General features: G+C 53.2%; 21 protein-coding genes and 4 pseudogenes. 13 read left to right on the forward strand and 12 right to left on the reverse strand.

The window, feature by feature from the left end:
• Positions 1-300 precede the first annotated feature (300 nt).
• On the reverse strand, positions 301-786 hold the full coding sequence (locus tag BMY73_RS09540) for a hypothetical protein (RefSeq protein ID WP_092406676.1): 486 nt from the start codon (positions 784-786) through the stop codon (positions 301-303).
• A gap of 21 nt (positions 787-807) precedes the next feature.
• A complete protein-coding gene (locus BMY73_RS09545) occupies positions 808-1,794 on the reverse strand; it encodes a hypothetical protein (protein WP_092406678.1) in 987 nt (328 codons plus the stop codon).
• A 699-nt stretch (positions 1,795-2,493) separates the two neighbouring features.
• Between BMY73_RS09545 and BMY73_RS09555 the strand changes: the two genes are divergently transcribed.
• Positions 2,494-3,714, forward strand: a complete 1,221-nt coding sequence (locus BMY73_RS09555) for an N-6 DNA methylase (protein WP_092406682.1) — start codon at positions 2,494-2,496, stop codon at positions 3,712-3,714.
• Between the two features lie 63 nt (positions 3,715-3,777).
• Positions 3,778-4,713, forward strand: coding sequence for an SIR2 family protein (locus BMY73_RS09560; protein ID WP_092406832.1), 936 nt, complete (start codon positions 3,778-3,780; stop codon positions 4,711-4,713).
• A gap of 99 nt (positions 4,714-4,812) precedes the next feature.
• On the opposite strand, the gene BMY73_RS09565 is transcribed toward BMY73_RS09560, so the two are convergent.
• Genes BMY73_RS09565 through BMY73_RS09575 form a run of 3 tightly spaced genes read right to left on the reverse strand, consistent with a single transcriptional unit; the run spans position 4,813 to position 8,664 of the window.
• Complete coding sequence (locus BMY73_RS09565; protein WP_139214176.1) at positions 4,813-5,781, reverse strand: hypothetical protein; 969 nt, start codon at positions 5,779-5,781, stop codon at positions 4,813-4,815.
• Positions 5,741-7,750: an ORC-CDC6 family AAA ATPase gene (locus BMY73_RS09570; protein WP_092406686.1), complete on the reverse strand. Its 2,010-nt coding sequence runs from the start codon at positions 7,748-7,750 to the stop codon at positions 5,741-5,743. Before BMY73_RS09570 ends, BMY73_RS09565 begins: the two co-directional genes overlap by 41 nt.
• Positions 7,751-7,755: 5 nt before the next feature.
• The gene (locus BMY73_RS09575) at positions 7,756-8,664 is read right to left on the reverse strand and encodes a phosphoribosyltransferase-like protein (RefSeq protein WP_092406688.1); all 909 of its coding nucleotides are present in this window, start codon (positions 8,662-8,664) and stop codon (positions 7,756-7,758) included.
• A 248-nt stretch (positions 8,665-8,912) separates the two neighbouring features.
• On the opposite strand from BMY73_RS09575, the gene BMY73_RS28290 reads away from it, so the two are divergent.
• The 6 genes and pseudogenes from BMY73_RS28290 to BMY73_RS28820 all read left to right on the forward strand — a co-directional run.
• Entirely contained in the window at positions 8,913-9,071 is a 159-nt protein-coding gene (locus BMY73_RS28290; RefSeq protein WP_175500159.1) for a hypothetical protein, read from the forward strand.
• 340 nt (positions 9,072-9,411) lie between these two features.
• Positions 9,412-9,588, forward strand: a complete 177-nt coding sequence (locus tag BMY73_RS09585; RefSeq protein WP_092406692.1) for a DUF3606 domain-containing protein — start codon at positions 9,412-9,414, stop codon at positions 9,586-9,588.
• 330 nt (positions 9,589-9,918) lie between these two features.
• Positions 9,919-10,224 carry a hypothetical protein gene (locus BMY73_RS09590; protein ID WP_139214178.1) on the forward strand — a complete coding sequence of 102 codons (306 nt, stop codon included), beginning with the start codon at positions 9,919-9,921 and terminating at the stop codon, positions 10,222-10,224.
• Positions 10,225-10,602: 378 nt separating this feature from the next.
• Positions 10,603-11,004: an MCP four helix bundle domain-containing protein gene (locus BMY73_RS28810; RefSeq protein WP_139214180.1), complete on the forward strand. Its 402-nt coding sequence runs from the start codon at positions 10,603-10,605 to the stop codon at positions 11,002-11,004.
• Positions 10,935-11,336, forward strand: a pseudogene (locus BMY73_RS28815) (MCP four helix bundle domain-containing protein); the annotation flags it as partial. The gene BMY73_RS28810 and the pseudogene BMY73_RS28815, both read left to right, overlap by 70 nt.
• 213 nt (positions 11,337-11,549) lie before the next feature.
• Positions 11,550-12,242 (forward strand): annotated as a pseudogene (locus BMY73_RS28820) (methyl-accepting chemotaxis protein); the annotation flags it as partial.
• 202 nt (positions 12,243-12,444) lie between these two features.
• Here BMY73_RS28820 and BMY73_RS27935 read toward each other — a convergent pair.
• The 7 genes from BMY73_RS27935 to BMY73_RS09620 all read right to left on the reverse strand — a co-directional run bounded on the left by BMY73_RS27935 (position 12,445) and on the right by BMY73_RS09620 (position 18,052).
• Positions 12,445-12,606: an IS66 family transposase gene (locus tag BMY73_RS27935; RefSeq protein WP_139214182.1), complete on the reverse strand. Its 162-nt coding sequence runs from the start codon at positions 12,604-12,606 to the stop codon at positions 12,445-12,447.
• A 98-nt stretch (positions 12,607-12,704) separates the two neighbouring features.
• A complete protein-coding gene (locus BMY73_RS09600) occupies positions 12,705-13,910 on the reverse strand; it encodes a HEPN domain-containing protein (RefSeq protein ID WP_139214184.1) in 1,206 nt (401 codons plus the stop codon).
• A gap of 292 nt (positions 13,911-14,202) precedes the next feature.
• Positions 14,203-14,859 carry a hypothetical protein gene (locus BMY73_RS09605; RefSeq protein ID WP_256571157.1) on the reverse strand — a complete coding sequence of 219 codons (657 nt, stop codon included), beginning with the start codon at positions 14,857-14,859 and terminating at the stop codon, positions 14,203-14,205.
• Positions 14,856-15,074 carry a hypothetical protein gene (locus tag BMY73_RS28555; protein WP_256571158.1) on the reverse strand — a complete coding sequence of 73 codons (219 nt, stop codon included), beginning with the start codon at positions 15,072-15,074 and terminating at the stop codon, positions 14,856-14,858. The genes BMY73_RS09605 and BMY73_RS28555 overlap by 4 nt, the downstream gene beginning before the upstream one ends.
• Positions 15,075-15,287: 213 nt before the next feature.
• Entirely contained in the window at positions 15,288-16,127 is an 840-nt protein-coding gene (locus BMY73_RS28295; RefSeq protein ID WP_175500160.1) for a hypothetical protein, read from the reverse strand.
• Positions 16,128-16,296: 169 nt separating this feature from the next.
• A complete protein-coding gene (locus BMY73_RS09615; protein ID WP_092406698.1) occupies positions 16,297-17,112 on the reverse strand; it encodes a hypothetical protein in 816 nt (271 codons plus the stop codon).
• Between the two features lie 529 nt (positions 17,113-17,641).
• Positions 17,642-18,052 (reverse strand): SDR family oxidoreductase, encoded by a 411-nt coding sequence (locus tag BMY73_RS09620; protein WP_092406700.1) that lies wholly within the window; start codon positions 18,050-18,052, stop codon positions 17,642-17,644.
• Between the two features lie 18 nt (positions 18,053-18,070).
• Between BMY73_RS09620 and BMY73_RS09625 the strand changes: the two are divergent.
• The 5 genes and pseudogenes from BMY73_RS09625 to BMY73_RS09645 form a co-directional block, all read left to right on the forward strand.
• Positions 18,071-19,244, forward strand: a pseudogene (locus BMY73_RS09625) (efflux RND transporter permease subunit); the annotation flags it as partial.
• A gap of 367 nt (positions 19,245-19,611) precedes the next feature.
• Positions 19,612-20,844 (forward strand): annotated as a pseudogene (locus BMY73_RS09630) (efflux transporter outer membrane subunit); the annotation flags it as partial.
• A gap of 130 nt (positions 20,845-20,974) precedes the next feature.
• On the forward strand, positions 20,975-21,271 hold the full coding sequence (locus tag BMY73_RS09635; protein ID WP_175500161.1) for an antibiotic biosynthesis monooxygenase family protein: 297 nt from the start codon (positions 20,975-20,977) through the stop codon (positions 21,269-21,271).
• 434 nt (positions 21,272-21,705) lie between these two features.
• A complete protein-coding gene (locus BMY73_RS09640) occupies positions 21,706-25,524 on the forward strand; it encodes a hypothetical protein (protein WP_092406704.1) in 3,819 nt (1,272 codons plus the stop codon).
• A 251-nt stretch (positions 25,525-25,775) separates the two neighbouring features.
• Positions 25,776-26,585 carry a hypothetical protein gene (locus tag BMY73_RS09645; protein WP_092406706.1) on the forward strand — a complete coding sequence of 270 codons (810 nt, stop codon included), beginning with the start codon at positions 25,776-25,778 and terminating at the stop codon, positions 26,583-26,585.
• Positions 26,586-26,613: the final 28 nt, after the last annotated feature.

Below are 26,613 nucleotides of genomic sequence, written 5' to 3' on the forward strand. Positions count from 1 at the left end.
CGCCAATTCGATAGGTATCACTAGCCCTAGCGAAACAGCCAAGCCCCCCCCCTGCTACTAATAGATGCCCCATAGCACCCTACTGTTTCGGGCTCGGGCTGAGCGAGCGTAACCCTCTTCAAGTATGCGATTTTATGAGTGATGAAGGATACTCCACCGCAGCTCATGAGCACTCAACGCTACTCTAAACAGCCAGAATTAGCCGAACACCGGTGGCATCCTTTGCAAACATTTTGTAACTCCCACTCGCACCAACTCACGTATAAAAGCTAAGCACTCCAACAACAAGTTTAGATTATATCAATCGACTAGCTTGGCCGACCTAACCTGAAGCCGCGCCTTCAGCGTCTTGGTGGCCGATTTAATTTCAGCGACAATATCTTTGGTATCATCGTCGTCTTCATTAAGTAGTTTAAGCAGTACCCAAATCGAGCTCAAAATAGCCCCAGAAGACCCGCTAAGTACCGCCACACCTACCCCGAGCACCGTCCCCGTGACCTTTAAACATTTTTTGATATCGTCGATCTTATCAGCAAAATCGCTAATACTCGCCGCAGCCCCCTTCAACGCGGCTATCGCCTGGACTGCATTATCACCTAATATTTCAATTGCACTGGCATAAAGCTCTTCAGACTTCTGTAAATATCTGCGCTCAGTGTTGAGCGCCTCTTTCCGTTCGCCCCCATGCGGTAGGTCCTTCCTGAGCTTCCTAACTCTTTCAGCCATAGCCCGGTAGGAATCAGCCAGAGATATTACAACTTCTGAAGTTTCATCTTTGCTTGGCATGTCCATATCCTCATCAAAATATTAAGATTCTAAATTTTTTATATTCTCCCGAACATCTTTAGACTTTTCATAGAAATCTTTAACCTGCTTGAGCATCTCTTCTCGGCTAAGCTTTCCGAAGTTATCTTTGAGGGACTCGTGTGCGGCGCTCATGGCATCACACGCTTCAGAAAACTTTGCCAACGTAGAAAGCTCTACATCTATAGCTTTCTGTTCGTTGACCAGCTGAATTTGAGCCAGTCGGTATGGCAGGCGAGCACCAGCGGACAAAGCACCTTCTTTAGTCGAACCATGGGCAAGATCCGGATTTTCTTTGATTAGGCTATTTTCTAGAAGGGGGGCATAACTATCATGGGCGTAAGCTGGAACATAAGACAGGTTATATAGCTGCTTAACCAAAACATCGTTCTGCTCTTTCACATCTTCTAGCTGCTTGCGATATATACGATCGGAAAACGTCTTCATCTCGCTCAGAACATCTTTCAGAGACTCATTATTCGCCCGCAACTGTTGCTTAATTTCCCTTTCAACGAAATAATCCACCGCTACCTCTGCGGCACTTTTCAACAGGTTTGTAGTCGCAACGATGCTCTTATCGCTAACCTTTTCGCTCCCTCCCTTATTCAAGAGACTAACCTGTTTTGAGACTGTATCGAGATCAGAGTCAAACGTGTCGCTCTTTATACCTGCCAGTTTCCCGAGAGATGCAGCGTATAAACCTACAGCATCAGATAGAGTATTTAGCGTTTTAACCGACTTTTCAAAAGACGTACAATCCGCTTCCTTAGCAGAATTATCTTTTTGGGCATCGTACCAGCCGTCGCTATCCATATTCATGTATATGTATTTTCTCTGGCAGGTACTTCTCAGATTGGAGGCATAAGAGTCGAAGGAGGAGGTAAGAACCTTTGCGGACTCGGCAAAGGACTTCACGGGATCTTTGTTGGCGCACCCCACAAGAGACACTAGTATTACAGAACCTATAACAGCCTTGTTTTTATTAAGCATGTTGCGCTCCCTGGCATTCCGTTATTGGTGAATATCTATGGCAGAGCATGACCTTCACCAGCGAGCGCGAAATACGTAACTCGATTTATCGAGCCAAAACACCAGGGCCCTGCCAATGCAGGATCATCGAACGGTAAGACAAGACCAGTTTTGTCGCATTGGCAAGTGAGTTCCAACCCCATCGACTGGTGGCAGACTGCGTTCGCCTATCGCAGCAATCTGTCTCAACTCACCCACGATTGAACGCAGGGGTCGTTAGCCAAGAGACTATTGAGCCACGCCAAGCTGGGCAGACCGAATGACGGGGACCATCGCATCAATCATCAACGCCAACGCCTGTGCCCCTTGCTCCGTACCATCCCATGCATGTCCAAGCGCGCGTCGGATGGCGGGGTACTCCGTGAGCTCTGTGATGTCGCGAATTATGCCAATATTGGCATAGCTCAAAGCGTTTTCTACCGCCGGAGTGATGGTCTTTATGTGCCCACTCAGGAATTTTGACAAGGTGTACTGTGGAACCCCAGAACGCCGAGAATACTCGTTGACTGAGATTCCAAGTCCAGAAATGTGGCGTCGTAACTCATTGCGGGCAGCAAGCAGTTCGACTGATGGTTTCGTTGCGATTCTTGGCATAGGTAGGTACGATAACAACTACGCAAGATCCCAACAAGCTCTCACTCACTGGGAGGTGGAAGAGAGATGAAGATTCATGATGCGGGTAAGCGCTACCGAGCAGTGGCGAACACGCGCGCGCGCCTTGGCCAGGTCATGACGCCTCAACCGCTGGCGGATGCCGTAGTGTCGTTGATGGGAGCGCGGGGCGGGCGTTGGCTGGAGCTCGGTTCAGGCTCCGGCCGCCTGGCTGAAGCTGTCAACACAGGAGCTTCACCCGCAAGCTATCTCGGTATCGAGATCGAGCCTGACATGGTCGCACTTAGCCCTGCCTTCCCAGGATTCAGCTTCGTGCAGCAAGACGTACTGGCGGTTGATGGTCTTGCACAAGTCCTGCAGGTGCCGCAGTTCGATCACGTCATCGGCAACCCACCTTATGGCATCCACGGTTTTTCTGCCGAAGCGACCTCACGACTTCAAAAGCTTTGTCCTGAGCTAGAGGTGCAAGGCAACTGGGCCCCGATCGACCTGTACTTTGTTCTTGAGTCTCTCTCCAGACTCAAACCAAGCGGATCGGCCGCTTTCATCGTGGGAGCGGATATACCCTGCGGCATCCAAAGTCAGCGCTTTCGGGAAATGCTCTTGGAGAAAGCATCTGACGTTGAGTGCTATGAGCTTCCTACAACAGCATTCGGCGGCTATACCGAGGTTCAGGCGTACGCGTTGATCGCGCGCTACGGGAAAAGCCGGGCTAGGCATGTTTCGCTAGGGCGCCTGAATGAGCAATTCGAAGTGACAGCACGGCGGCGCGTGAGCCGTGCTCAGGCAATTGTGAGTATGGATCTGGGCAGCCATGAGTTTGCCGAGATCGACGCCGCGCTACGCCAGTCTAGCCATGGCATGACCATGAAAGACATGGAAGTGTCGATCGTACGAGGCAGCCGGACACGTTCACAATTCTCCCAATTGGGCGTCGCCCATTTCCACACATCGGATTTCCCCCGATCTGGAATGGAGGTCTCGTTTGAAACCGCCTCATCTCCAGACTTCCAGCAGGCAACCGTAGGAGACATCCTGCTGCCAAGGGTTGGCACTCGCTGTTTAGAGCACAAAGCTGTGGTGGTGAGTGGACAGGCGCCATATTCTGATGCTGTTTTCCGCGTGCGCATGCCGGCTAAGCATCAGGAACGGGTTGTACGCTGGATCACCAGTTCGGAATGTTCGGCATGGCGTCGCGGGGCAGCCCGGGGTGCGTGCGCCAAGCATCTGACCGTATCTACATTACTGAGTATGCCGGTGCCTCACTGACAGGCCGCAGGAAGTCAGTACCCCGGGTGGAACGCCTCCCCCACTGTGACTATGAAGGGAATCATGCACTGTCTATTGCTTGGGAACGGCATTAACCGCGCGGCGCTGCAGAAGGACTGGACGCAGATACTTCGAGAATTGGCTCGCCAGTTTAACGCCGAAGATCTAACACTCCACCTCGACAAGAAGCCGCTCTCTATGTTCATCGAGGAGTTGTGTGCTCGCTCGGACGGGCTCTTCAGGGACACCGAACACACAGTCAAGGCAGCGTTCGCTGCCCTCCTTGAGCAGATCTCGCCGGTCGAGGCTCACGAGCGCATCTGCAGCCTCTTCAAAGTGATCATGACCACCAACTATGACTTCACGATCGAAGAAGCGCTTGCAAGCCCATTACACCACTCAGCTTTCCTCGCACCCGAATCCAGATACAGTCTTTTCCGTCGACATCGCGCGGCGGGAGTGGACGTTTGGCATGTCCACGGCGACGTGGGAAGACCTACATCAATGGTGCTGGGATTCGATCACTACGCTGGATCACTGCAGAAAATTCGCAATTACTTGACCGATGGAATCGAGGTCAAAAAAGCTCGCCACAAGGTCTCCTCCCCGGTAAAGAACGGGATTTTCGACTTCACGGCCTCTCGAGAGATTTATTCGTGGGTGGATTACTTCCTCAGAGACCATATCCATATCGTGGGCCTGGGTATGGATTTTACCGAGATCGATCTGTGGTGGCTGTTACTGCATAAGCGGCGACGTCTCCACCAAACGGGCAAGGTATTTTTCTACCACCTCGAAGCCGGCAATCAGCCCGGCGAGACACCGATAACATCCTTGCTACGCTCATTTAACGTCGAGATTATTCCCGTGAGCGCCCCGACTTGGACTGAATGTTATTTGGCGGTCGCAGATGAGATCGAGAGGCGGATTGCACAACATCCGCTCCATCTCCCCATCCCGCTCCGCTTCGATTGGGCATCAAAAAACTCGATCAGCTAAACCAGGTGGCGGGCACGAAATGGGCCCAGGCAAAGCACGTTGAAATTCCCAGAGCAGCCCTAGCAGCCTTGCGCGAAAGCAGAGGCTAGACGACATCCTTTAGTTGATATCGACCTCATACCAATGAACGCAGTGAACGCCAGTGGTGCGTCCCTTCTTTCGGCGAGGATGATCGAACACGACACGGGGTCGCTTCTGCGTCGCACAAAAAAGAGCGGCACCAATAGCCATCGGCTTGGTACCAAAAGGCGACACAGTCAGGCGATTACATTCACTGCTACCCGTCAACGCGGCGTGTGCCTTCACGAGCACTTCGTAAGCGGCCTTGGGATTGTTCGCGCCACAGAATTTAACACCGGCTTCGGACGTTTCAAGCAATCGACTATTGGCCATAAGCGCCTCCAGGTCCCAGGAAGCCTGAAACGGAGGGATTCCGAAGACGATTGTGACCTTGCGGATAAACTGCCCATCATCCTCGCTCAAAGCACGTGTAAGCCGCCCTCCCTCAAATCCAAGGAATGCCACCAGGTGAACGCGGTCGTTATTACCTAGCATGCCTACGAACGGCGGGATTGGGTGTTGAACAAATCCACTGCTCAGATCGAACGCAGTGCCATTTACCGCCGGCTCTTCATATGCACGGCGAACATATTCCTTGGGCTCTACATATAAGAAACCAACCCGAGGGCTCTTCGCGCAAAACGAGTACGCGTGGAGCAGTAGCGCGATTTCCGAGAAGTCCAGAGTGGTCGCATCGATCACAATCGACGTGGCACTGAAATCCCGTGACAAGTCCTCGAGCTCGGCATCGTTCGCCCGGTATCTCTTATCACCAACCTCAAGACAAAACGTATCCGGGTTGTAGCGCACGCGAAAACTTTGCTCGCCCAGACGAGTAGAGCGCTCCACCGAATAAGCGCTCCTATCATCCAGGTCATCAGCTCCCGTGAACGCGATATCCACGAGCGGCAGTTGCCCCAGTTCTTGCTCGCTGATCAAATCCTGTCTAATAAATCGCACCATAACCTCAGAACAGGGAACCGGTTTTTTTAGCGGTTTCTTCGTCATCTTGCGAATCAACCAACTGCCGTACAAGCGATTCGAACTGGCTGTCGGAATGGGTGAGCATCGCGTCCAGCTGGGGCGCAGTGAGCGTGATTTTGCGCCGCTTGCGGTAACTGATCTTAAAATGAGGGGCATAGATGGGATTCAGCACCAGCTCATACTGGGTAACATCGTATTCAGCTTTGTCCTTTGTCCCCTTCGACTCTGCAAGCACCGACCAGATTTTTGCCTCACGGAGAATTTTCTGAGCGGCGTCAGACAACTGGGTGGTATCCGCACGGTTGATCGAGAAATGATTGATCTCCGGCTCGCTTTGGCTCCGTCGCTTGTTGTAAGCCTCAAACAGGCTGCCTAAACGACGTGCAAAGTCCAAGAGCCGGTCCCCGTGAGGACCTAACTGAAGCACGTCCTCGAACATGGCGTCGGAGACATGCACCGCCGCATTGGCCTGGGTATTCAGGTCGATGCAGAGCGGACCACTGATCTCTTCTGCTGAGCGACGCTGGTACGCCTGCAGCAGGGCATTGTGGCAGAGCTCTTGGAAGAACCTGAGGTTGGGGGCTGCGATCTTGCAAAACCGTGAGAAGCCAGCGTAAAGGATATTTGGCCGCTTCGGCAGCCCGGCGTACAAGTGAAAGAGACAGCCATACAAATTGTTATCGACCCACCCGCCGGTCTTATAGAAAGAGTCGGTCTTGGATTTGCCCTTCTCAACAACGTCCAGGAAGAGCCTTACCGTTTCCTTCCCGGATTGACTCTTACGATTGAGGATTGCACCTAGCACAACGCTCGCTTCGGGCACGAGCTCACTGACCAGATCCTCAGCGCTCACTGTACCTTCCAAGCCTTGAAACTCGAGGCCTTTTTTGATCATCTCAACCACGCGTCGTCGCAGCGCCGAATCCTCCAGTGCTAGACGCGCGATTTCCGGTGCCCGCTTCTCCGGGAAGATCTGCTTGGTGTAACCCAGCACATCCTGTCGGTAAGACTGCGTGCTTCGGTACTGCAAATGAGCGATGTCATGTAACAGTTCAGGCTTGAACGCCGGGCAGGAAACTGTCACATCCGCTTGGCGCAGCCGAAACAAGAATAGCTCTGCTGCCAACACCTCAAAATCGTTGTCATTCACCATCAATGCTTCAATGTCGATGGTGCGGATGTCGTGCATTTCAACAACCCGCTCTTCCCCGCTGGTTTTGAAATCTGCTACGGCCTCGCGCTTGTGGGCAATATGCACCGCCATCCTGGGGCCTGGATGCTTGATGGCGTCACAAACAATTTCACGATGCCGAGGTAGCAAGTTTTCGAACTCGTCGATGAACACCCGGAATGCCAATGCCTTTAGACGAGGCGAGTGCTTTGCAAGATCATCCGCGAGCGCAGTGATGATCGTAGTAAAGTGCACAAACACTGGCGTTTGGCAGCGTCCTGGGTTCCGCACCCAAAGGTCGAGCTCCGCCAAGCGCTCATCAACAACCTCGGCCAAGGCGTCAACTGTAGGCTCCGCGAGTTGCAAGAACTTCACGAGCTTCGAGCCTAGCTTGATGTCGATAAGCGGTAGAGGGCCTTGACTCAGATTACCGGCGCCGCTGATGTTCTTTAATGCCTGACAGACCTCTGCCAGCAGGCAAAGCGTCAGGTAGTGCGAGAAGGCCACGCCGTCCTGCTTATTCCCAAGCCACTCGGGCGTGATGAGGGAGCAAAAGCCAGTATCAGGTCGGAAGTAGAGACCGACATGCGAAAACTCGTCATCACCGATTTCAGCCCTGTGCGAGCTGAAGGACGAACCATGGCAGAAGTACCGCAAAAACATGGTTTTCCCGCATCCCCGACCACCCAGCACGCGTACAGACTTGCTGTCTTTGAATATGCTTATGTGCTGAAAAAAAGGTGGGACAATGAACTCCTGAGAAACGTCAGGAGGCAGATTGTCCGCTCGGTTCTTCAAAAACGCGTCTGCAATGGCCGGCATCGAGGTTATCTCGTCAGCAGATTTTGCCAGTTCTCTGAGCTAGCCCAGAGCACCGACAATGAGTTGTTGGGCGTTGAGTCTTCAAATCCCAGGAGCAGATCAAGACCATGTCTGGTGGTTTTTGGGATGCCGCGCTTGCCGGCGAGCCGGTCATAAAACCCACGAGCATCGGCTACGGTATTGATTTCATCCACCGCCCAGAGGCCGACCTTCTGGCTTGATTCACAAAAGAACTGGTGGCGCTCGGTCAGGATTTCGATAGGCAGAACGGTTAACCAGGGACAGCTTTCGCCAAGCTTCCCCAGTCCCTTCTCGAACGCAACCAGAGGACAATAGACGAGGTGGACCTCTGACTTCTCCGCAAGTACATGCGTCTTGGCAAAGGTGTCAAATTGCTTGCCCGTACCAAGCATGTCATCAAGGAATACGACACACTTCACGTGCGCCGGCAGATCGCCCAAGGCATCGGGCCTCGTAGTGATGCTTTTGGGGATTCTCGCTCGACGTTTGTAATGCCGGATGACCACAACACCACTTTTGCCGGTGTCGTGCTGCCTGCTGCCATCCACACCCACGAATCGGATGAAGTGCGCCGGATCATCCTTTTGGATGGACTCCAGGAAGCTCTCAATGTCGTCGTATGGAAACAGGCCTTTTTGGCGCAGATAGGTCGGCAGGACGCAGTTGAGCAATTGATCGATTGAGCTGTCGATCATGCTCTTCGATCTGAAGGTGAGCCTGCCCAGCACGCACGCAGCAAAATAGCGCTCTTCATCTGTCCTGAAGTTGGCCAGCCAGCAGTCCAGCGTCTCTTCGTCGATCCCTGTGACGATTCTCCGCTTCAGCAGCATTCGAAACCGCTGCTGCACCTCAGAGAACAACGACTCGTGTTTTTCGGGGACATGAAAACTCATGAAGCATCCTTTGCTATTACCCGGAAACGCTCCGACGCCTTATTTCAAATTGAAAGCGAGGCCGGCCATCTGACACCCGCGTATCCCTGAGATTTGCATAAATCCCCAGCTGGACGCAACCGTCCCATCGATCATCGCTGCCGTGGCGTCCCTACCAGTCCTCACCTGCAAAGTATTTGTGCCGACGACCGCTTGACGAGGTGCTCTTAACATAATTAAAAATGATGTTCACCCTTCATAAACCCCAAATGACCAAACTTAAAAACTTCCTATCCACTTACAAAACAAAAATCATTGGCGCAACCATTGAGGCGATCATCATTGTCAGCCTCAACCACCTCCTACCTCCGGCAATCAACGAGGCAACCGCTCAGATCGTCTCACTCGCAATCATGCTGACTCACTGAAGATGAGCCACCAAGCCCATATGGCTTGGTGGCCTTCTCAACCGCAAACAGCGGAGCAAAGCCACCGGCTTGACGGCACGGCTGCTACACACGAGAAATAAGCGTGGCTAAGGGTGGCTCGATGGATACGAGCCAGAGGGCTATTAATATTTTCGTCAGAAATAAACCACTAGATAATTGCCGCGAAGCACACTAAAAAATCTGAATCATAAGCCACGCTAATTTGCGCAAAATAAGCACAACTAATAGTAACAAAATAATTAAAAACGACTCTTGAATTACACGCCAGTCCGCCCATATCTTCGAATGGCACAATGCCACAACCAGGTGGAGATATTACATGCCGGACAATAAGCACATTACTCATCCTGAAGATGCGAAACGTATAGACATTCACGACCTGCACGAAATTCGCAACTGGTGCCAAGCATTCGGATGCACCGTCGAAGAACTCAAGAGCGCGGTGGATGCCGTCGGCACTTGGGCCAAAGATGTAACAGCACATTTGAACAAATAAGCGTGATCGAGAAAGGCCTCTCGCTTGGACTGGGGAGGCTTTTCGGATCTGCTAATCATCGATGTGGGTCAGGTAGGGGGCGCTCCCTGGCTTTATTGCGCTAAATTTCACGTGATGCATAGGCAAAGTCTTGAGAATTCCTCACCGTTTTTTTTCACTACCAAAATTCAAGTTCACCCTCTCAGCTCTGGGAGTGCTGGCGAGCATCGCTACGGTCATCTCCGTGATCCCGATCCTATTCCCTTCAGATCCCTCAAACCCGCAAATCGTCGGGCAATGGGTGAGCGACTACAGCTACCCATCACTGACGGCACAATGCATGTGCAAGGGGTGACCAATTACCTCCACAAGGGGAAGTACAACGTAGCCGGCACCATCACGGTGGAGGGACTCATCGATAGGAAGTCCTATAAATTCACCTACAGTGCCATCGGTGCGGGAACCTGGACGGCAGATCGTAAAAGCCTCTCTATCAGCCTGACCAATATGAAAACCATCCCGAAAACATTGAATATTGAAGGCCTCGACATCTCGCCTCAATTGGTAACCAAGCTAACCGGTCAGCCTGTACCAACTCTGAATGATGCGTATCCCGAAGGCATGTCCGACGAATTTGCTCTGCAGTCTTTCACCTAGAACACTATAGTCTTGGGCGCAAAAGATCCTTTCGGTAAACCCTTTACGATTGAGATGCACCGTCGGCCAGAACCACCGACAAGCCTACACAACTAGCTCAAAAAAGAATGCCCGCTGGGTGGAAGCAACTGCCAAGATGCAGTGCTTTCAATCGCCTTAGCAAGCGTAACGTGCATTAACTATCAGCAGGGCTCATGGGCCATGCGATATGTGAGCATTTTACGCTAGCGACTTCAACAGTGCCTGACGCTTAAACTATAAGCACAACTTATTAAGCGAATTTAGTCTGGAAATATTTAAAGTCAAATACTGAAACGCCGATAGGGTGGGAGCTCCGACTAGTGCCCGGACCTCATTCATACGCGCGAGGATTCATTGATGTCTTTCGTAACAAATCTTAATTTAAAACCAAAACTACTTGGGTCCTTCGGCCTATGCGCGCTAATCACGATCGCCGTTGGGGTCCTCGGCCAATTTGGGATCACCCGGCTGTTCGATTTGTTTCAAGGTACTATCAGTAATAACCTCGTTTCTATCATGCAGGTTGACTCTGTCAAAGCCAACGTCATAGCGACCAATCGTGACTTCTTCAAAGTGATAGCCCTTGTCGCAACCAAGAGCAGCAGCGACGACATTGCTTCCACGCTCAGTGCTTTAGCGAGAATCAGGCTCAAGCATCTGAAAGCTTTAGGCAGTATCGAACTACCCCTCTGGACCCCGATGAGAAAAAAGCCGGTGATGATTTTGAGCAGGACTGGCCGGCGTACAACTCCGCAGTAGAACGCAGCCTCACCGCTGCACGCAGTGGTGACCTTGACGTCGCCATGAGGGTGCTGAATGGCGTAGTAACACCCGCTTACCGCAAGGTGATGGGCGATCTGAAGATAATTGCTGAGTCCAACGATCGCCAGGCGGACGAGGCGACCGCTGAAGGATTGGCAACCAACTCACTTGTAACCTGGGTTCTGACCTTCGGCTCAATCTTGGCGGTCGTCTGTGCAATCACCTTGGGGCTGATCATCACCCGAATGATCACCCGGCCTATCTATCTTTCGGTTGAAAGTGCTTCGCGCGTAGCGAGCGGCGATCTGACTCAACCCATATCAGGTGGAGCGCAAGACGAAACCGGCCAACTCCTCGCAGCCCTTGCGGATATGCAGAAGGGACTCAAGAACACCGTTGAACAGATTTCCACCGCCTCAGGCCAGCTGGCATCGGCTGCGGAGGAACTGACAGCTGTCACCGATGACAGTACGCAGGGCCTGATGCGGCAAAATGACGAGATCCAGCAGGCCGCCACTGCGGTCAACCAGATGACGACCGCAGTAGAGGAAGTCGCTCGCAACACGTCAACCACGTCACTGGTGTCAACCCAGACCGCCGATGATGCTTCCAAGGGGCAGGCCCAGGTTCAGAACGCAGTGATTGCGATGAACTCAATGGCCAGAGAGATAAACGATTCAACGCGGCGCGTTGAGGCTTTGGCGAGCCAGATTCGAGACATTACCAAAGTCCTAGACGTGATTCGGGGCATCGCCGAGCAGACAAATCTCCTCGCTCTTAATGCTGCGATTGAAGCCGCCCGAGCCGGCGAACAAGGGCGTGGTTTCGCAGTCGTCGCCGATGAGGTCCGGGCACTCGCACACCGAACTCAAGCATCGACGGGCGAAATCGAATCGATGATTGGGGTTGTACACAAAAGGGCCGACGAAGCGGTTGAAGCGATGGGCAAGAGCCAGGCACTTGCGGTGACAACTCAGAGCCTGACCCAGGAAGCAGGGCTGGCATTAGAGCGAATTAGTGCCGGCGTCAGCCAGATAAACGAACGCAACCTCGTGATTGCCAGCGCAGCTGAGGAGCAGGCACAGGTGGCGCGTGAAATTGATCGAAACCTTGTGAACATTCAGGACCTTTCCGCGCAGACTGCAGCGGGAGCGAACCAGACCAATGCCTCAAGCCAAGAGTTCTCTCGCCTTGCCGTATCGTTCATGGCACTGGTCGGCAAATTCAGGCTGTAACGCTAATTCGATTGAAAGCGCCCCCCCACTCTGCCAAAAGCGCTCAGGTTAGGTATTCGAGCGCTTTCGAGCATGCCATTATCCGATGCTTGGCTTGGAACGCATCTTCAGCCTTTGAACGCTGGATCAAGGAAGCGAGCCGGTTAGAGCGGAAATCGCAAACTACCGCCGCCAGGGCGAAGAATTGGCTGGTCGCGTAGACCTAGACATAAGCGCGATGGTTTTTGCGGCGAGCGCAAGCATCTGCACCGGCGTTTCCTTCATCAGTATGAGTTACACCATGTTCGAGAACAGCATCATGCAGCGCATCGGCCAGTGGCTGTAAATACATACCACAGTTGCCGACCCATTTCGTCAAGGTCAAGCACGCCTCCGAAATTATTTCATCCGTTGAAGGTACTGGCTTTTGTATGGTTATTTAAAAAGTGAGCACATGGTCGTCGCGCTCACTTTAAGCTTGTCCTAGTAAGAATACTGCGCGTCTTGCATCATGTCGTAAATAGTTGACATGCGTTTGGTGTCCTTGAAACGTTCGGCAGTCAAAAGCTCTGTCAGAGCACCACGCAGAAAATAGTTAACAGTAACGTTTTCATTGGACATTTCCTTGTCCCCGCCATGAACAATCGCAGACCGCATTCCGTAGACCTTTTTTGTCAGCTTCGCAATGGACTTCCTGCTATTAACATCTTTAGCGACGATAAATGCAAAGAGGTCGGCAACGTTTTGGCCAATACTCTTCTGGAAAAGAGCGCCGTCATTATGCGAAAACAAAACTTCCAGTGCTATGCAAGTGTAGAGGATCGAATTTCGCATGTCCTTGGTAGAAGCCGACTCACCAAGCGCCAAGGCTGTATTCAAAATCCGCGCTTCCAAATCCTGCAGCTTTGCACCTGCATGCTTGCGTTCATATAGCCCCCAGACCTTTCCTAGTTGCTCACGTGATATGAAGAAAGGATCGTTGACTGGAATTTTCTCTATCGTCTTGGTCCGGATATCCGCAGTCGACATGAATCCATTGCCATCGCGAACCTGGTACGAGTTGGTGCTCACATACATCAGTTCATGGGACATATCCGGCTTCAACGGAAGTCCGGTCTCAATCAGTATGCTCTTGTCTTGCTTACCAGCCAGAAACACGATCAGCTTCCCAAAGTTGAGGAAAGCATTCTCTGCCTTTTCATAAGCAATCTCCTTGTCGTAAACATCGCTTATGACCGTGCTGATGTACATGCCGTTTTGGTTTGCCAGTGGTACCTCTAGATCTTGCAAATATCCGAACTTAAAGCACGCCAGCTCAAATTCTCGTACGTCGTGGTCTAGGCGAATCCCAGAAATCGGAACCGTGACAGTCATCGACGTCGACTTTTGCTCCAAAAGCTCAGCGAAGAATGCCTCCGCGGAAGCGGGAGCGTCTCCGGTTCGTTTAATTTTTGGCAGACGATCTTCAATAAATTTGTAAATGGTTTTACGGCTAAAGCGACTGGCTATCGTAGAATTATCGATTGCCAAAAGTTCAAGAATTATAAAATATTCATTACTGTTCGTTGTCACGACTGCGGTGCCGTCGAACGACGTCCAAGATTTGTAAGACTTCTCCTTGACCAATTCTGCGGTATCAACAATCTTCAGGAGCTCCATCATGGCGCTCATTTTTTCCGGAAAAGTCAACGCAGTACTCCTTTACATGTCATCTTTTAATAGCCGTTCACTTGCTTACTAGGCTCTCGCAGTAAATCTAGCACCAAGCATTACAAGTTGTCGCGGCGTAAATATCTCAAATGGTTCTAAACCGCCAAATTGGTGACGCGCCCGGTGCAAGGGCGATTCTCGTTGACAAAGGGCAGGAAAAGCCGAGCGTCGCGCATCGTTCAGAAGCGGCTTCAACGATATGGTTATCAGAAGAGCGCATCCAGAACGAAGAGCTCGAAACGGCTGCACTACCCTGGAGAAAGACGGTCGTCTAGGGGCTGGTCATCATCGAACGCAACAGTGCCTGAACGTTTTCGAAAACGTATCCACCGGACTTATTCGGCTTACTCTCCTCCTTTTTGTCAGAACCGTCAGTGACGATCCCTGCCAGAATCTCAGAGAGGTTGTGAAAATGCCCAGTCTTCTTCTTGGCCGGATCGACATCTACGCCACCTGTTTGCTGCAATGCCGCCTCTAGCGTCAAATGCTGTACCAGCCATTCCGTTGTCGATCTCTCCTCAGGACTCATCCCTTCCAAGAAAGCCAGCGCTGCTTGTGCTCGTCCAACGGGATCATTGGCATAGGGGTCTTTCCAGTTTTTCTGCTGATCCGCCGGGCCGCTGTAGTAACCCGAAGCAAGGCGCTCTTGCTGGCGCATCAACGCACTCGCTGCGGCCTGTTCCTCCTTACTGAACTGGCCCCCTTCATTAGTCGCGATTGCATTGAGAGAGCGGCGGTCCAGATCACCCATCACCGAGTTACGGTCAGTATCTGTCCCGTCGTAGGGTTTACCGCTGTCGTCCATGAGAGCGTATTTCTCATCAAGACGCTTGCGGGCATCATCGGCGACCTCAGCAAAGGACCTATCCTTGGAGCTGGAAACGCTCCCTGGTTTGGTGACACTCAGGGCCAGTGCGTCCGAACTCATTCCCGGTCGTGATGGAAAATAAGGTGCGTAATTGGAGATTGAATTGCTGTAGTCAGTAGACGTTTTGAAAAGCTAACCGTGTCGGCAGAGCGGGTATGTTCGGTTGCAAGATCGTCGTCTTGTGGTACTTGGGTCGTGTCAGCGACTGTTTTTTGCTTCACGTTAGACGTGCTGACAGATGACGAAGCAGCGGACGACGTCGTGGTAACGTTCATGTTTCTTCCTTGGCTAAACGGGTTCGGGATGACGGGCACTCCTTCGCACCACGCTAGCGGCTTAGCCTCACTGGATAAACCATCTCACGGGCGTTTCTGTGTCTCTCGCCAAGCGACAAACATGAACCCATTCCACCAAGCGATCTCCGATCAAGCACCCAGGTCACGCACACGCCTTACAACCGCCAGTAGGCATCCCTCGAACCTACGCTGTCATTTTCTTAGTTTCACGGAGAGCTGAGTAGAAAGCAGAGCCAGGTTGTTCATGTCGTAATGAATGAATCGGATGTGCCTCAGATCAAAAGGGATATCAGCCGGATCGCTGGTCACTATGATTACTTCCTTACCCCATGCATGCGCGAGCCCCAGTTCGTAGAAGACGTTGGGATTTTTGCCCGAGCAGTCGAATATCACGACAGCCGACCGATCGATGAGATTGGCTACATCGTCGATGACAGCGGGATTGATCCAGGTATTGTCCGCCCGTGTGCACGCGAGTTGATTTGCGATACAGGCGTTCTGAATCGCATGAAACACGGGAGTGTATGCAGGAGCAAAAGGCATCATCACGGACACCAGATTTCGTTGTATCTGGGGGTGAGCCGGCATTCTGAAAACATTGGGCGTGCGGGTTGGAGGCTGCACTTCGGTGTAAAGCACTCTGAAGAGATCCACGTCTTTAACCGCCCAGTGATTCCTATTCATTTCAGTCAACGATTTCCCACTGGTGGAGATGTGCAGATGGCGTGCGAGTCTGGTGATTTCCTCCATAGCGATAGGGGGTACGCCTCGTTCGAATACCACCTCGAACTCAACATCACGTCCCCGTCTTCTTGGATTCAAAACTCGACCGACTCTGGCAAATTGGGGTTCTACACCTTGGAGCTCAGGCGAAAAAAGCGTCGGCAGTCTGCTCAACGCTTCGAGATCTGTCCCGCCGTTGGTCGTGAATGTCTGTTGAATATCTGCATCTGTGTGCTCGAAGACGCGAGACTCAGAGATTGACTCCAGTCCTTCCTGGTAACCCACGTATTGCATGATCAGGTTGTACATCCGGACGTCCCTTTCTGCTGTAGCTCGTGAACCGCGCCAGCGGAGCGGCAGTTGCTGCTTATGCTCAGCAGCACGATATGTATAGAACGCAGCGGTGAAAGGTACCAACTGGCCATACGATAAAAATGGCAAACCGCTGGAGCTTGAGCCTTAGAGCTTGGCTAACTGTCTACGGACTCGCACGCCCTGAAGCTCCCGGCCCTGAAGATGCCTGCTTCTTTTTGCGGCTTAGCTTTGGCCAAGACACGCCCGACGTCAGCTCCTCCTGAGGACTCGCAAGTCCCGGTATCACTTTACTTGCGGTCAACCATGACAACCCGAATGCAAACAGCCCGGCCTGTTCGCCGTAGAACACACGGTGAGGAATGGAGCGAACAATGGGTATCCACTCACCCAGGACTAGAACAACCAGAGATGCGATCATCAGCCATCCGCACCCCGTATAGACCTTCATTCGGCGTCTCGCTTCTTTATGAGTTTTGTCCTTCTGATATTTTTCCTTGGCACGGCCGTGGAAAATGCGGCAAAACTCGGCCAAAACCAAAAATAGAACGGCGGCTGCGACGTAATGGACGTGTGACATCCGGCCCAGTGCATCAGCCTGAACACTAAGAAGTCTCCAAAGGACTACTGGATCGCTCGAAGTCGTCTGCGCACAGTGACACGGATGCAAAGCCACCCCCATTGCAGCGATAGCACCGATCTTGCTCAGGTACTTTTCCCACCGACTCGCCCCGTTGTAGGCAATCAAGAATGCGGAAACCGCGAACAGCGATCCGACAAAAAAGTCCCGTGCCCGCCCCCCTTCGAAATAAGCAGCGCTAATCGAATCGATGTCTTCTTTGGAAAGAGTAGCGCATAGGGAAGCGAGCCCGATGGCTATGAGACCCACCAGAAATTTAAGCGTGCGTTGATCAATGTCGCTAGGTTCTAGAGTTGTTTTCCCCTTCGCACCAGCCCTTAGCGGTTTGCCCTGATTGCTCATAATAGGTCCCTCTTGAACGCATCATTTCAAAAGTCGCAAGGGCACTTCAGGTGAGCGGTCACATCGGGTGACACGATCGGCCTATCTCTCCAGACTCGTTAGAGTTAGCCAAAACTCGAAGTTCTACCTAGTGCAGGATCCATTGTCGCCGCTGACATGCAGATCGTGGCAAGGCAGCCACAAGCATCCGATGACGGTTTGCACGGTCCAACAGAGCCACGTCGTGTGACGGCCCATGCATCGGTTGCGTTCGAGTTAGGTGCTGAACCAGACCTCTCGGCTACTACTGGAATACAGCCGCCGCGAAGTCAGCAATAGGTGTAGCACAGCCCCGCAGTTTCGTAGCGCATGCAATGCACATTCACTGGGGGCTGTAATCAACTTACTCAGGGCTTCGAGTGCGAAATTCTCGAAAGAGAATCGATGAGGCTCCCCTTTAGAACGCAACCATCACAGCGCGAAGCCTGACGATAGCGGAGTCCATTTCTGGGTGGCCTCAGTCGAGAATTTGCATGTCGACCTCGACGGATCAGGCGGCGAATCCGCCGTCGATGGTATGCACTGCTCCGGTCACGATTGCCGCGTCTGGAGAAGCGAGGTATGAGACCAGGCCAGCGACTTCATCAGCGGTGGCATGCCGCCCGATGGCCATGACCCCGTGCATGAGTCCACTCATGGGGCCATCGGCAGGATTCATGTCTGTGTTGGTGGGACCCGGCTGCACCAGGTTCACAGTAATACCCCGTGATCCGAAGTCTCGCGCGAGCCCGCGCACCATTCCCAGAAGCGCGGATTTGGTCATGGCATAAGCGGAGCCGCCGGGGAACGGCACGCGATCACCATTAACCGAACCGATGACGATGATTCGTCCATTTGCAGGCATGTTCCGGGCAGCCTCAACAGACGCGTAATAAGGCGCACGGATATTGACGTCGATCATCTGATAGGCGTCTTCCCCCCACCACCGGTTCTGGGCCTTGGCACCTTGGGTGGTTTCAAGATGCAGATCGAGGATCGTGGCTCGCTTGGCTATGACGCGTTAAACGCTGCTACACAAGCATTCCTCGCCAAAGCGGCGAAAGCCCCAGCTGGGCCCATCGTTCTCGATGTATCAGGTCAATGTTCCACAGTTGAACGTCGAGCTCGATCGTGTGAAAGCCAAACAGCTGGGTGTGTCTGTCACCGATGTCTTCGACACCATGCAGATCTACCTTGGGTCCCTGTACGTCAACGACTTCAACAAATTTGGTCGTGTCTATCAGGTGCGTGCTCAAGCGGACGCTCCGTTCCGTGCAACGGCTGAAAACATCGGCTTGCTGAAGACCCGTAACGACAAAGGTGAAATGGTACCGCTGTCCTCGCTGATCAAAGTGACCACCACCTATGGTCCGGAGTCCGTGGTTCGCTACAACGGTTACCTCGCAGCTGACGTGAACGGTGGTCCGGCGCCGGGCTATTCGTCCAACCAGGCTCAGGCGGCTGTGGAACGTATTGCCGCAGAAACGCTGCCACGGGGTATGAAGTTCGAATGGACAGACCTGACCTACCAGCAGGTCCTGACCGGCAACTCCGCCCTCTGGGTATTTCCGATCAGCGTGCTGTTGGTGTTCCTGGTGCTGGCAGCGCTGTACGAAAGTCTGACCCTGCCATTGGCAATCATCTTGATCGTACCGATGAGCATTCTGTCTGCCCTGGTCGGCGTATGGCTGACTCACGGCGACAACAACATCTTCACTCAGATCGGCTTGATGGTACTGGTCGGTCTATCGGCGAAGAACGCGATTCTGATCGTTGAGTTCGCCCGCGAGTTGGAGATGCAAGGTCGCACCATCGTGCAGGCCGCTATCGAGGCTTGCAGGTTGCGCCTGCGTCCGATCTTGATGACATCCATAGCCTTCATCATGGGCGTAGTGCCACTGGTGTTCTCGACCGGTGCTGGTGCGGAAATGCGCCAAGCCATGGGGATCGCGGTGTTCTTCGGCATGCTCGGCGTGCCCCTCTTCGGGCTGATGCTGACTCCCGTGTTCTACGTGCTGCTGCGCAAGCTGTCCGGCGTCGCGCATCTTGAGGACAAACACGGAAGGCATCCGCACTTCGGAGCTGACCTGAACAGTCACGAGACCTCCGACTAGGCAGCCTACACCACCGAGGGTCACGTCTCTCAGCCTTCAACTTCTACGGCAAACGCCGCTTACGAGAAGTAAGGAAAACGACATGAAAATGTTCTCATTGAATCGTCTGTTGTTGAGCACTGTGTGGCTGACAACCGTGTTAGCCACCGCCGGCTGATCCCTGGCACCAGCCTATCTCAAACCGAATGTATCGATGCCTCCGGCATACAAGGAAGAGAAGGTTCAAGAGCCGCGCACTGCGTTGTCAGCTGCAGAAGCAGGCTCCTGGAAAACCGCGGAGCCATCCGAGGATGTTGCTCGCGGAGACTGGTGGATGGTGTTCAAGGATCCCGCGCTGAACGATCTGGAAGCCTAGGCAGCCAGTGCCAACCAGAACCTGGCCGCTGCAGCCGCACGCCTGAAAGAAGCACGGGCGCTGAACGTAGCTGCGCGAGCCGGATTGTTCCCGCCCCTGGATGCGGGCTTCGGCCCGACACGTCAAAAGGTTTCTGGTGCATCGCAAGGCCTGTCCAACAATGCCAACGTTCCTGCGCAAACCCTGTGGCGCGCGCAGGCCGGGATCTCCTACGAGGTCGACATGTTTGGGCGTGTTGCCAACACCGTAGAAGCAGCGAAGGACGACATGCAGCAGAGCGAGGCCCTCTTCCGCTCGGTGCATCTGGCGTTACAAGCTGATGTGGCTCAGAACTACTTCGCTTTGCGCGAGTTCGACGCTGAAGCCCAGGTGTTTGCAGAAGCGGTAGCGTTGCATGAGCAGGCCGTCAAACTCGTACAGCAACGCTACGAGCTAGGTGAGATCAGTGAACTGGATCTGGCCCGTGCGAAATCGGAACTGGCTTCGGCTCGCTCCGACGCCATGACGGTACAGCGCATGCGGGCGGCATCTGAACACAGCCTTGCGGTACTGCTGGGCAAAACGCCGGCCGAGTTCTCGATCGCTGCCAACCCGCTGGTGGCAGTCAATCTGCGAATTCCAGCAGGCCTGCCGTCTACACTGCTTGAACGACGCCCCGATATCGCGGCGGCGGAAAGAGCAATGGCTGCATCCAACGCTCGTATCGGTGTAGCGAAGGCGGCGTTCCTCCCATCGCTGACTCTGACAGGTGCCGGAGGCTTTGAGTCGGACTCACTGGGTAGCCTGTTCAAATGGAGCAGTCGTACCTTCCTACTTGGCCCGCTTACAGGCACTGCACTGAACCTGCCGATCTTTGACGGCGGTAAACGCAAAGGGGACCTGGCCAACGCACGAGCGGTGTACGAAGAGAACGTCGCGACCTATCGCCAGCAGGTACTGGTTGCTTTCCAAGAAGTGGAAGACGGGCTCTCCGATCTGCGCATTTTCGAAGATCAGACCCAGACCCCGGCCGAAGCAGTAGATGCATCAGCCCGTGCCGCGCAATTGTCGCGCTCTCAGTATAACGAGGGTGCAGTCACCTACCTGGACGTCATCGATGCAGAAAGGACCGTCCTGCAAACACGACGGACAGCTGTTCAACTGCAAGGCCTGCAGGCTGCATCCACCATCAACCTGATCCGCGCACTCGGCGGCGGCTGGGGTGAAATGAAGCATTCTGACGACGTAAAAGTCTCCCAGCGATAACAAAAAACAGGACTCGCCATTGGTGGCCCTTTTTTTGTTTTGACTGGCGGATAGCGTGGAACACATGCGAGGCGACTCTCATCCATACGCCTCGCAACCTAGCACCGTGGAATTTGGAGAGACCATCGTGATGACCGAAGCCATCAGCATCATTGAAGTGTATGCAGTTCAGGGGAGCTCAGAGTCCTTGGAGGGGCCGCTTTCCTCGCTGGTAGACACCCTTAGAAAAAACCCGGGATGTGTTTCCTATAGCGCTGTTCGCAGCCACTCTCAGCCCAATCTGTGGATCGTGACCGGGCTGTGGGAATCAGGCCCGACAATGGAGGAACACTTCAGCCACCCAGCCCTATGTGACGTGATGAAGCTACTTTCTTGGGATGCAGTCAGCAAGATTGCCGCCAGTGGTTTTCTCAAATCAGAAGGCTGAGCAGTGCTCTATTTTTTGCCGACTCCCCCCTTAAATGAAGCCCCTTGTTTGGGCGTATACACAGGCATTCAAACAGGTATCTTGATCATTCGGGCCGTGCCTATCCAGGAGGAAATCAAATGAAAAGTGCCCAGAAGTTGGCAGCATGGAGTGCAGTCTTTCTACTGACAGATGGGAAAGTTGTGTGCCGTGGCTGCGAGCAATCCCAAATGCTCGCCGACGACCCAATACCCTTTCCACATTTGCCAGATTGCAAACACCGCCAAGAGCGATTCGAGCATCCCTGGGCCTCGCTTCACAACATCCTTGATACTGCCAGAGGATGAGCCTCGCTGCTGTTGCTGAGCTGCTTTGCACTTTTCGTGCACAAGGCGGACCTGCTTACACAACCATAAAATGAAACCGATAAAGAGCCATACAAAAGGAAGTGTTAGATGGGAAAGAAATCTCGGGAAAAACGCGAGCGTAAAGCCGCAAAAGCAACTCTGGGTCCGCTACTATGGCCCGAGGGTTTTGAGTCGTTGTTCGGGCAGGGCGCACCCGCTCCAGAGATCGATGTAAAATTTCAGCAACGTGTTGAACAGACTCGCCAGGTTTTCTTGCGTTACAGACGCATGGATACAGCGCTGGCCCTTTGTGCATCGGATCTGTGGCCTGCAAATGTAGCGAGCCCCGTCAAACATATGTTCGCGTGGGCGGTTCTGCTAAGAACCGAGGACTCGGTTCCTGAAGCATTGCCCATCGGAACCTACGAAGAGTTCGAGAACTTCGCCAAGGTGCTTTATGCAGTTTGGCCGGAGTTTCCAATGCTTGAGGATTTCTCTCCAGAAGCGGACTGGGGTCAGACCAGAGTAAAACTGGATTCTGATTTCGTACCCATATTCTACGGAAGCTCCATTGAGCGAATTCCGGACTTTGTAGAAGCGTTCCGCATCTCTTATGCGGGCGTCGACAACGCTCAGGTCGACATGGACCTTGCCATCGCAGCACAGGCTCATATCATTCAGTCGATACCACATTTAGCATCCGCGCCACTGCCAAAGCCTCGAAGTGGATACGTGGAAATCCCATCGGAAGAATTCTGGCTCAGCGTTCGGCCAGCGATCCTTCAGCTTGACCGAGGCTTGGTCGAGCGGCGCATCCACGCCAGCAAAGAGCTTAGTACGGACTTTGGACCGTTAGGGGATCCCCTCACGAGCGATGGGTTTGGCAATGCAGTGATGGAGGGAACCATTCTCCCATTCATCGGCGTGACCGACGGCGAGCATTGGGTCCCCATTTCTGTACGAAGTATGCCAGGCGTCGTGATCGATCATTGGGCTTCACGGGATGCCGCCCCCTTGGGGGAGTCAGTTCACAAAATGCTTGGCCGCTTTGTTGCAGCACGGTTTAGCCATACCCGTACTGGCCCATTTACGTTGGTAATTGACGAGAACCACATAAGCGAGCTTCCGATTAGCTGCCTCATCTCAACCGAATCAGGCGTTTATCTGGTGTGCGCTTGCGACCATCGCTCGTATCCACAAGCCTCTGAGGCCTCACGGCGGGTATATGCGGCGCTGAACCGGAGCAGGCGCGTTTACTTTGTGACGACTGACGGACGCGAATTCACCATAGGGCCCGATGAGGATCACAATCTCACGGCTGACGATGTTCGAATTCTGATCGTGCTTACCCAGTCAGATACGGCATTGGGGATGATAGAACCCGCCAAGCTACCCGCGAGGCTTATTCCACTAGCAGACTTCATTACGATCGTTGATGAATTGGATGGGCCAGATGATCTCGAGCCATTTTGGCAATTTATAGACGGCCAAAAGGGAATGTTCGGCCCGTTGTCCAGTGGGATGGCCGATCTTTTCGCCTCGTACAAGGACAGTCATGGAGTTTTGGTAGACGGCGCTATGGCGCCCACCATGATAATGCTGGACACCAGTTGGGGGTCTTCAAGACGCTTCAAAGAACTCTGTTCATTTTGGGAGGTTGCGCCAAGCAAATTTCCGACGGACTCTGCAGCCTGGCGATTGTCGCCCGCAACCGCTGGCGTCACGAGAATGAATTCGCGAAGCTTGCCGTTGTTCGGATTTTCATCCCAAGCTGGGTCTTGCACAGTCCAGACCGTGGTTCATATCTCCCCGCATCTGCAGATTTTGGATGGGCGGATGCTTGAGATGTTTGCGCACCTCCTAACAGATCAATTCTTTAGGCACAGCGACCTGCTTTCAGAGCTTCCATTGCTCGAACAGCCGCATCTGGTGTTTAGTTTTGGAGTCCATTCTCATGACACAGTCCCGCCTGACCAATCGCCAGAGCCCCTCGCAGCGTTCCCCGCTGTTGTCCTGTCAGCGTCGCGAATTGAAGCCCGCCCCCACAATGTGCTGTTGAAAGTAAGCACCCGTGCGATATTGGCGGGCCTGAACGGCGCCACGGACGCGACTTTTGAGGTCAGATGCCTCATTGAATTGCTCCAACTCTGTCACCGTGAGTTTGGTTTGTCGCTTCCGGAAGGGTTAGTCGAAGCGCTCCGAACCAGAGCATCTGCCGCAGCACGGTTCCGTTTACAGCATGCGAAGCGTCTTGTGGATGTGCCTGACTATGCAGATCCCGTCATTCCATCCCCGATGGACTACAAGCTAGCCCGCAAACACTTGGCAGTCGCGATGCAAAAGTTGGGCTTCAACCCTGGCCGATATGAGCTCAAAGAAGCCAAGTCCAAGATTGATGCTGGACGAGATTTTCTCCGTGGCCATATCGAGGGGCTACTTGCTTCGCTAGACCAGCGCCAGCTCGTACAGCACTGCATCGAGCAGCATGATGCCCTCATCGCCGCTGAGAGATTTACAATTCAGAGAGCCCAGCAAAGTCTTACGCACGATGTCGAGTACGACCGCTTTGAGGCCGTGGAAAAAGCGCGTAAAGACCTTGGGTCTGCCGCCCGCCATTACCGATACCTGCTGGAAAAAGCTCTCAGCTCGAATCGCCAAGGCTCGGGGCAGGTTTCAAATGAGACCCTACGTGAGCTGGTAGGACTGGTCGATTGGTACAAGGTCCTGGCTGACGCCGGCGACGTGTTGCACACCGGTGTCGACGTTGGTGGCATTGAGATCGACGACTTCTATATTCCAGAAGTTTTCTATTCAACTGACTCAGGTGAGAGAGGAGAGAAATTCGCGCGGGAGTATGCCAAGTCTCGACTGGGTATCGACCTGAAAGGTCAAGACGAGGTGGTCGGCCCTTTTGAAGAGCTACTTGCTGACGAAAAACTCCGTGAGGCGTTCAAACAGGACTTGGGGTTCGAACTGCAGCACCTGCTCAGTGCGCTGGCGATCCTCTCGCAGCCGGTACAACTTGGTTTGGCGGACGCCCTCGCGCTTTCGTACTCAGCAACTGTCGAAACGATAGCGCAGCTTCTGATCGAACGTATCGAAGGCCTAGGAAGCTCAGAAAGCGTCGCGATCCTAGAGTTTTTGACGTTATCTGGCCCTAATATTCTTCGCCTCGCGGGGCGGGATGTGGACGAGGCAGAGGTGCCCTATTGGGAACACAATAAAAGGGTTCACCGATACACGATTCGCCCATTGATAGTTGAAGGGAACTCTCTTCGATGGGGCGCAGAGACCGCCAGTCGTGCCCTGAATATCTGGAGCTCCTCCGTCAGAGATGGATACCTTCCCGCCGATTTTGCATGGCCGAATGTCGACCCCTTAATCAGAAACATCAAGGAAGGAATCGAGAAACGACTCGAGGCACGGGCAGGAGAGGTGATTCTCAGGCATACGCCTTACGTGGTTTGTAATCTGGATTTTTATCGCAGATTCCGCAGCGAGCGATTTGAGGACGTAGGCGACTTTGACGTTTTTGCGTACTGGCCAGACACGGATACGCTCCTGGTTGCGGAATGCAAATACAACCAGCCGCCACATTCGATGAAGGACACCCGACGACTCAGAGATAAAATCTTTGGCAAGAGCGAGGATGACCGGAACGGCCAATTCAGTCGGATACTGCGCCGAAGGCAATTCCTTCTACAAAACAGATCCCGATTGCTGGAGCTTCTTGGATGGAAGGCGCACGAGGGCACGCAACCGCGCAACCTGGAGATCTATGTCAGTCGAGCGGTCTACTACTGGATGGTTCATCCGCCCTACACAGTCCCGACCGCGTTTGTGCGAGTTGATGCTTTAGACGCATGGGTCGCACAACAGGTAGTTGGGCAGCCTGTGATTACCGATGCCGCACCAACCTCTGACTGAATCCGCGCTTGAAAGCTTGCCGGCGCAATCGCTGCTGGCAAGCTCTATCTCCACGTAGCAGGAAGCGCTTCCTCCCTGAAACCTCTCCCGGCTGTACACCGCTTCTCTACTGGCGGACGCGGGTACTTCTAGGCGCCAAGTTGAGAGATCGCAGCACGTACCTGAACAACTCTGAAAAAATTTTGCCGGGGTACCGACACATTGGTGCAAGTCACATAACTTGAGCGCAGCTACTTACTAGAGTTCCAAACATGAACAAACCGTTGTACCAAACACCTCAACAGATCTGTGAAGCCTTCTTGAACAAAGAAAAGCAGACGAACACGGATCGCAAAATATTGCCTAGCGAAACAGCTATCATCGATCGGATGTTGACTCGACATCTGGAGCTGAACGAAACCTATGCAGAGCTCCACGACGTGCTGCACTCGCTTCCGTATGCGCTCGAAACCTTTTTGGGCGTGGTCCTTACCACAGCAGCTTTTTGGAACCCTGAAAAAAACAACCAGGCACGTGACGGGCGTAGAAAACTCTCTGAAATCAACCGCCAGATCTCAATCCGGGCATTGGAGCTGGCGGGGCTGTTGAGCCAACGATCGGAGCTACACGACTTCTCCGGATTCACGAGCGACACTCACTACCATGTTTTAGACGTCATCGAAGAGGCCTCGGAACATAATGGTCATTTCCAATCTTACGTTCGCGACGATCTCGTACGGCTTCGCTATGAATACGATCTGAAATATTGGCCATCGTTGGGTGATTGCCTGGAAGAGATTTCTGAAAATGCCGCCCAGGCGGTGTCAACGGCGTCGAGCCCTCTGACTGCTGCGGCAACAGAAGCCATACGGCCGTCCCTTGCCGATTTCTTCAAAGCCTTATTTGCTGCAATAGCAGAAAACAGCACACGACGAGGTGGTCGCCTGCCGAGCAATCTGAAAATCTCGGACAATGGCTTAGCGGCGCTGGCCAATTGCTCGTTGGATTTAAGCGACGATGACATGGTGGATGGGCCTTACGTAAAACGTCTACGGCAGCGACAACGCGAGAAAGCAAAGTGAGAGCTCAACGGAGGGGGGGGCTGCGCCG

Source organism: Pseudomonas sp. NFACC02 (assembly GCF_900110765.1).
In the GTDB taxonomy this organism is placed as follows: domain Bacteria; phylum Pseudomonadota; class Gammaproteobacteria; order Pseudomonadales; family Pseudomonadaceae; genus Aquipseudomonas.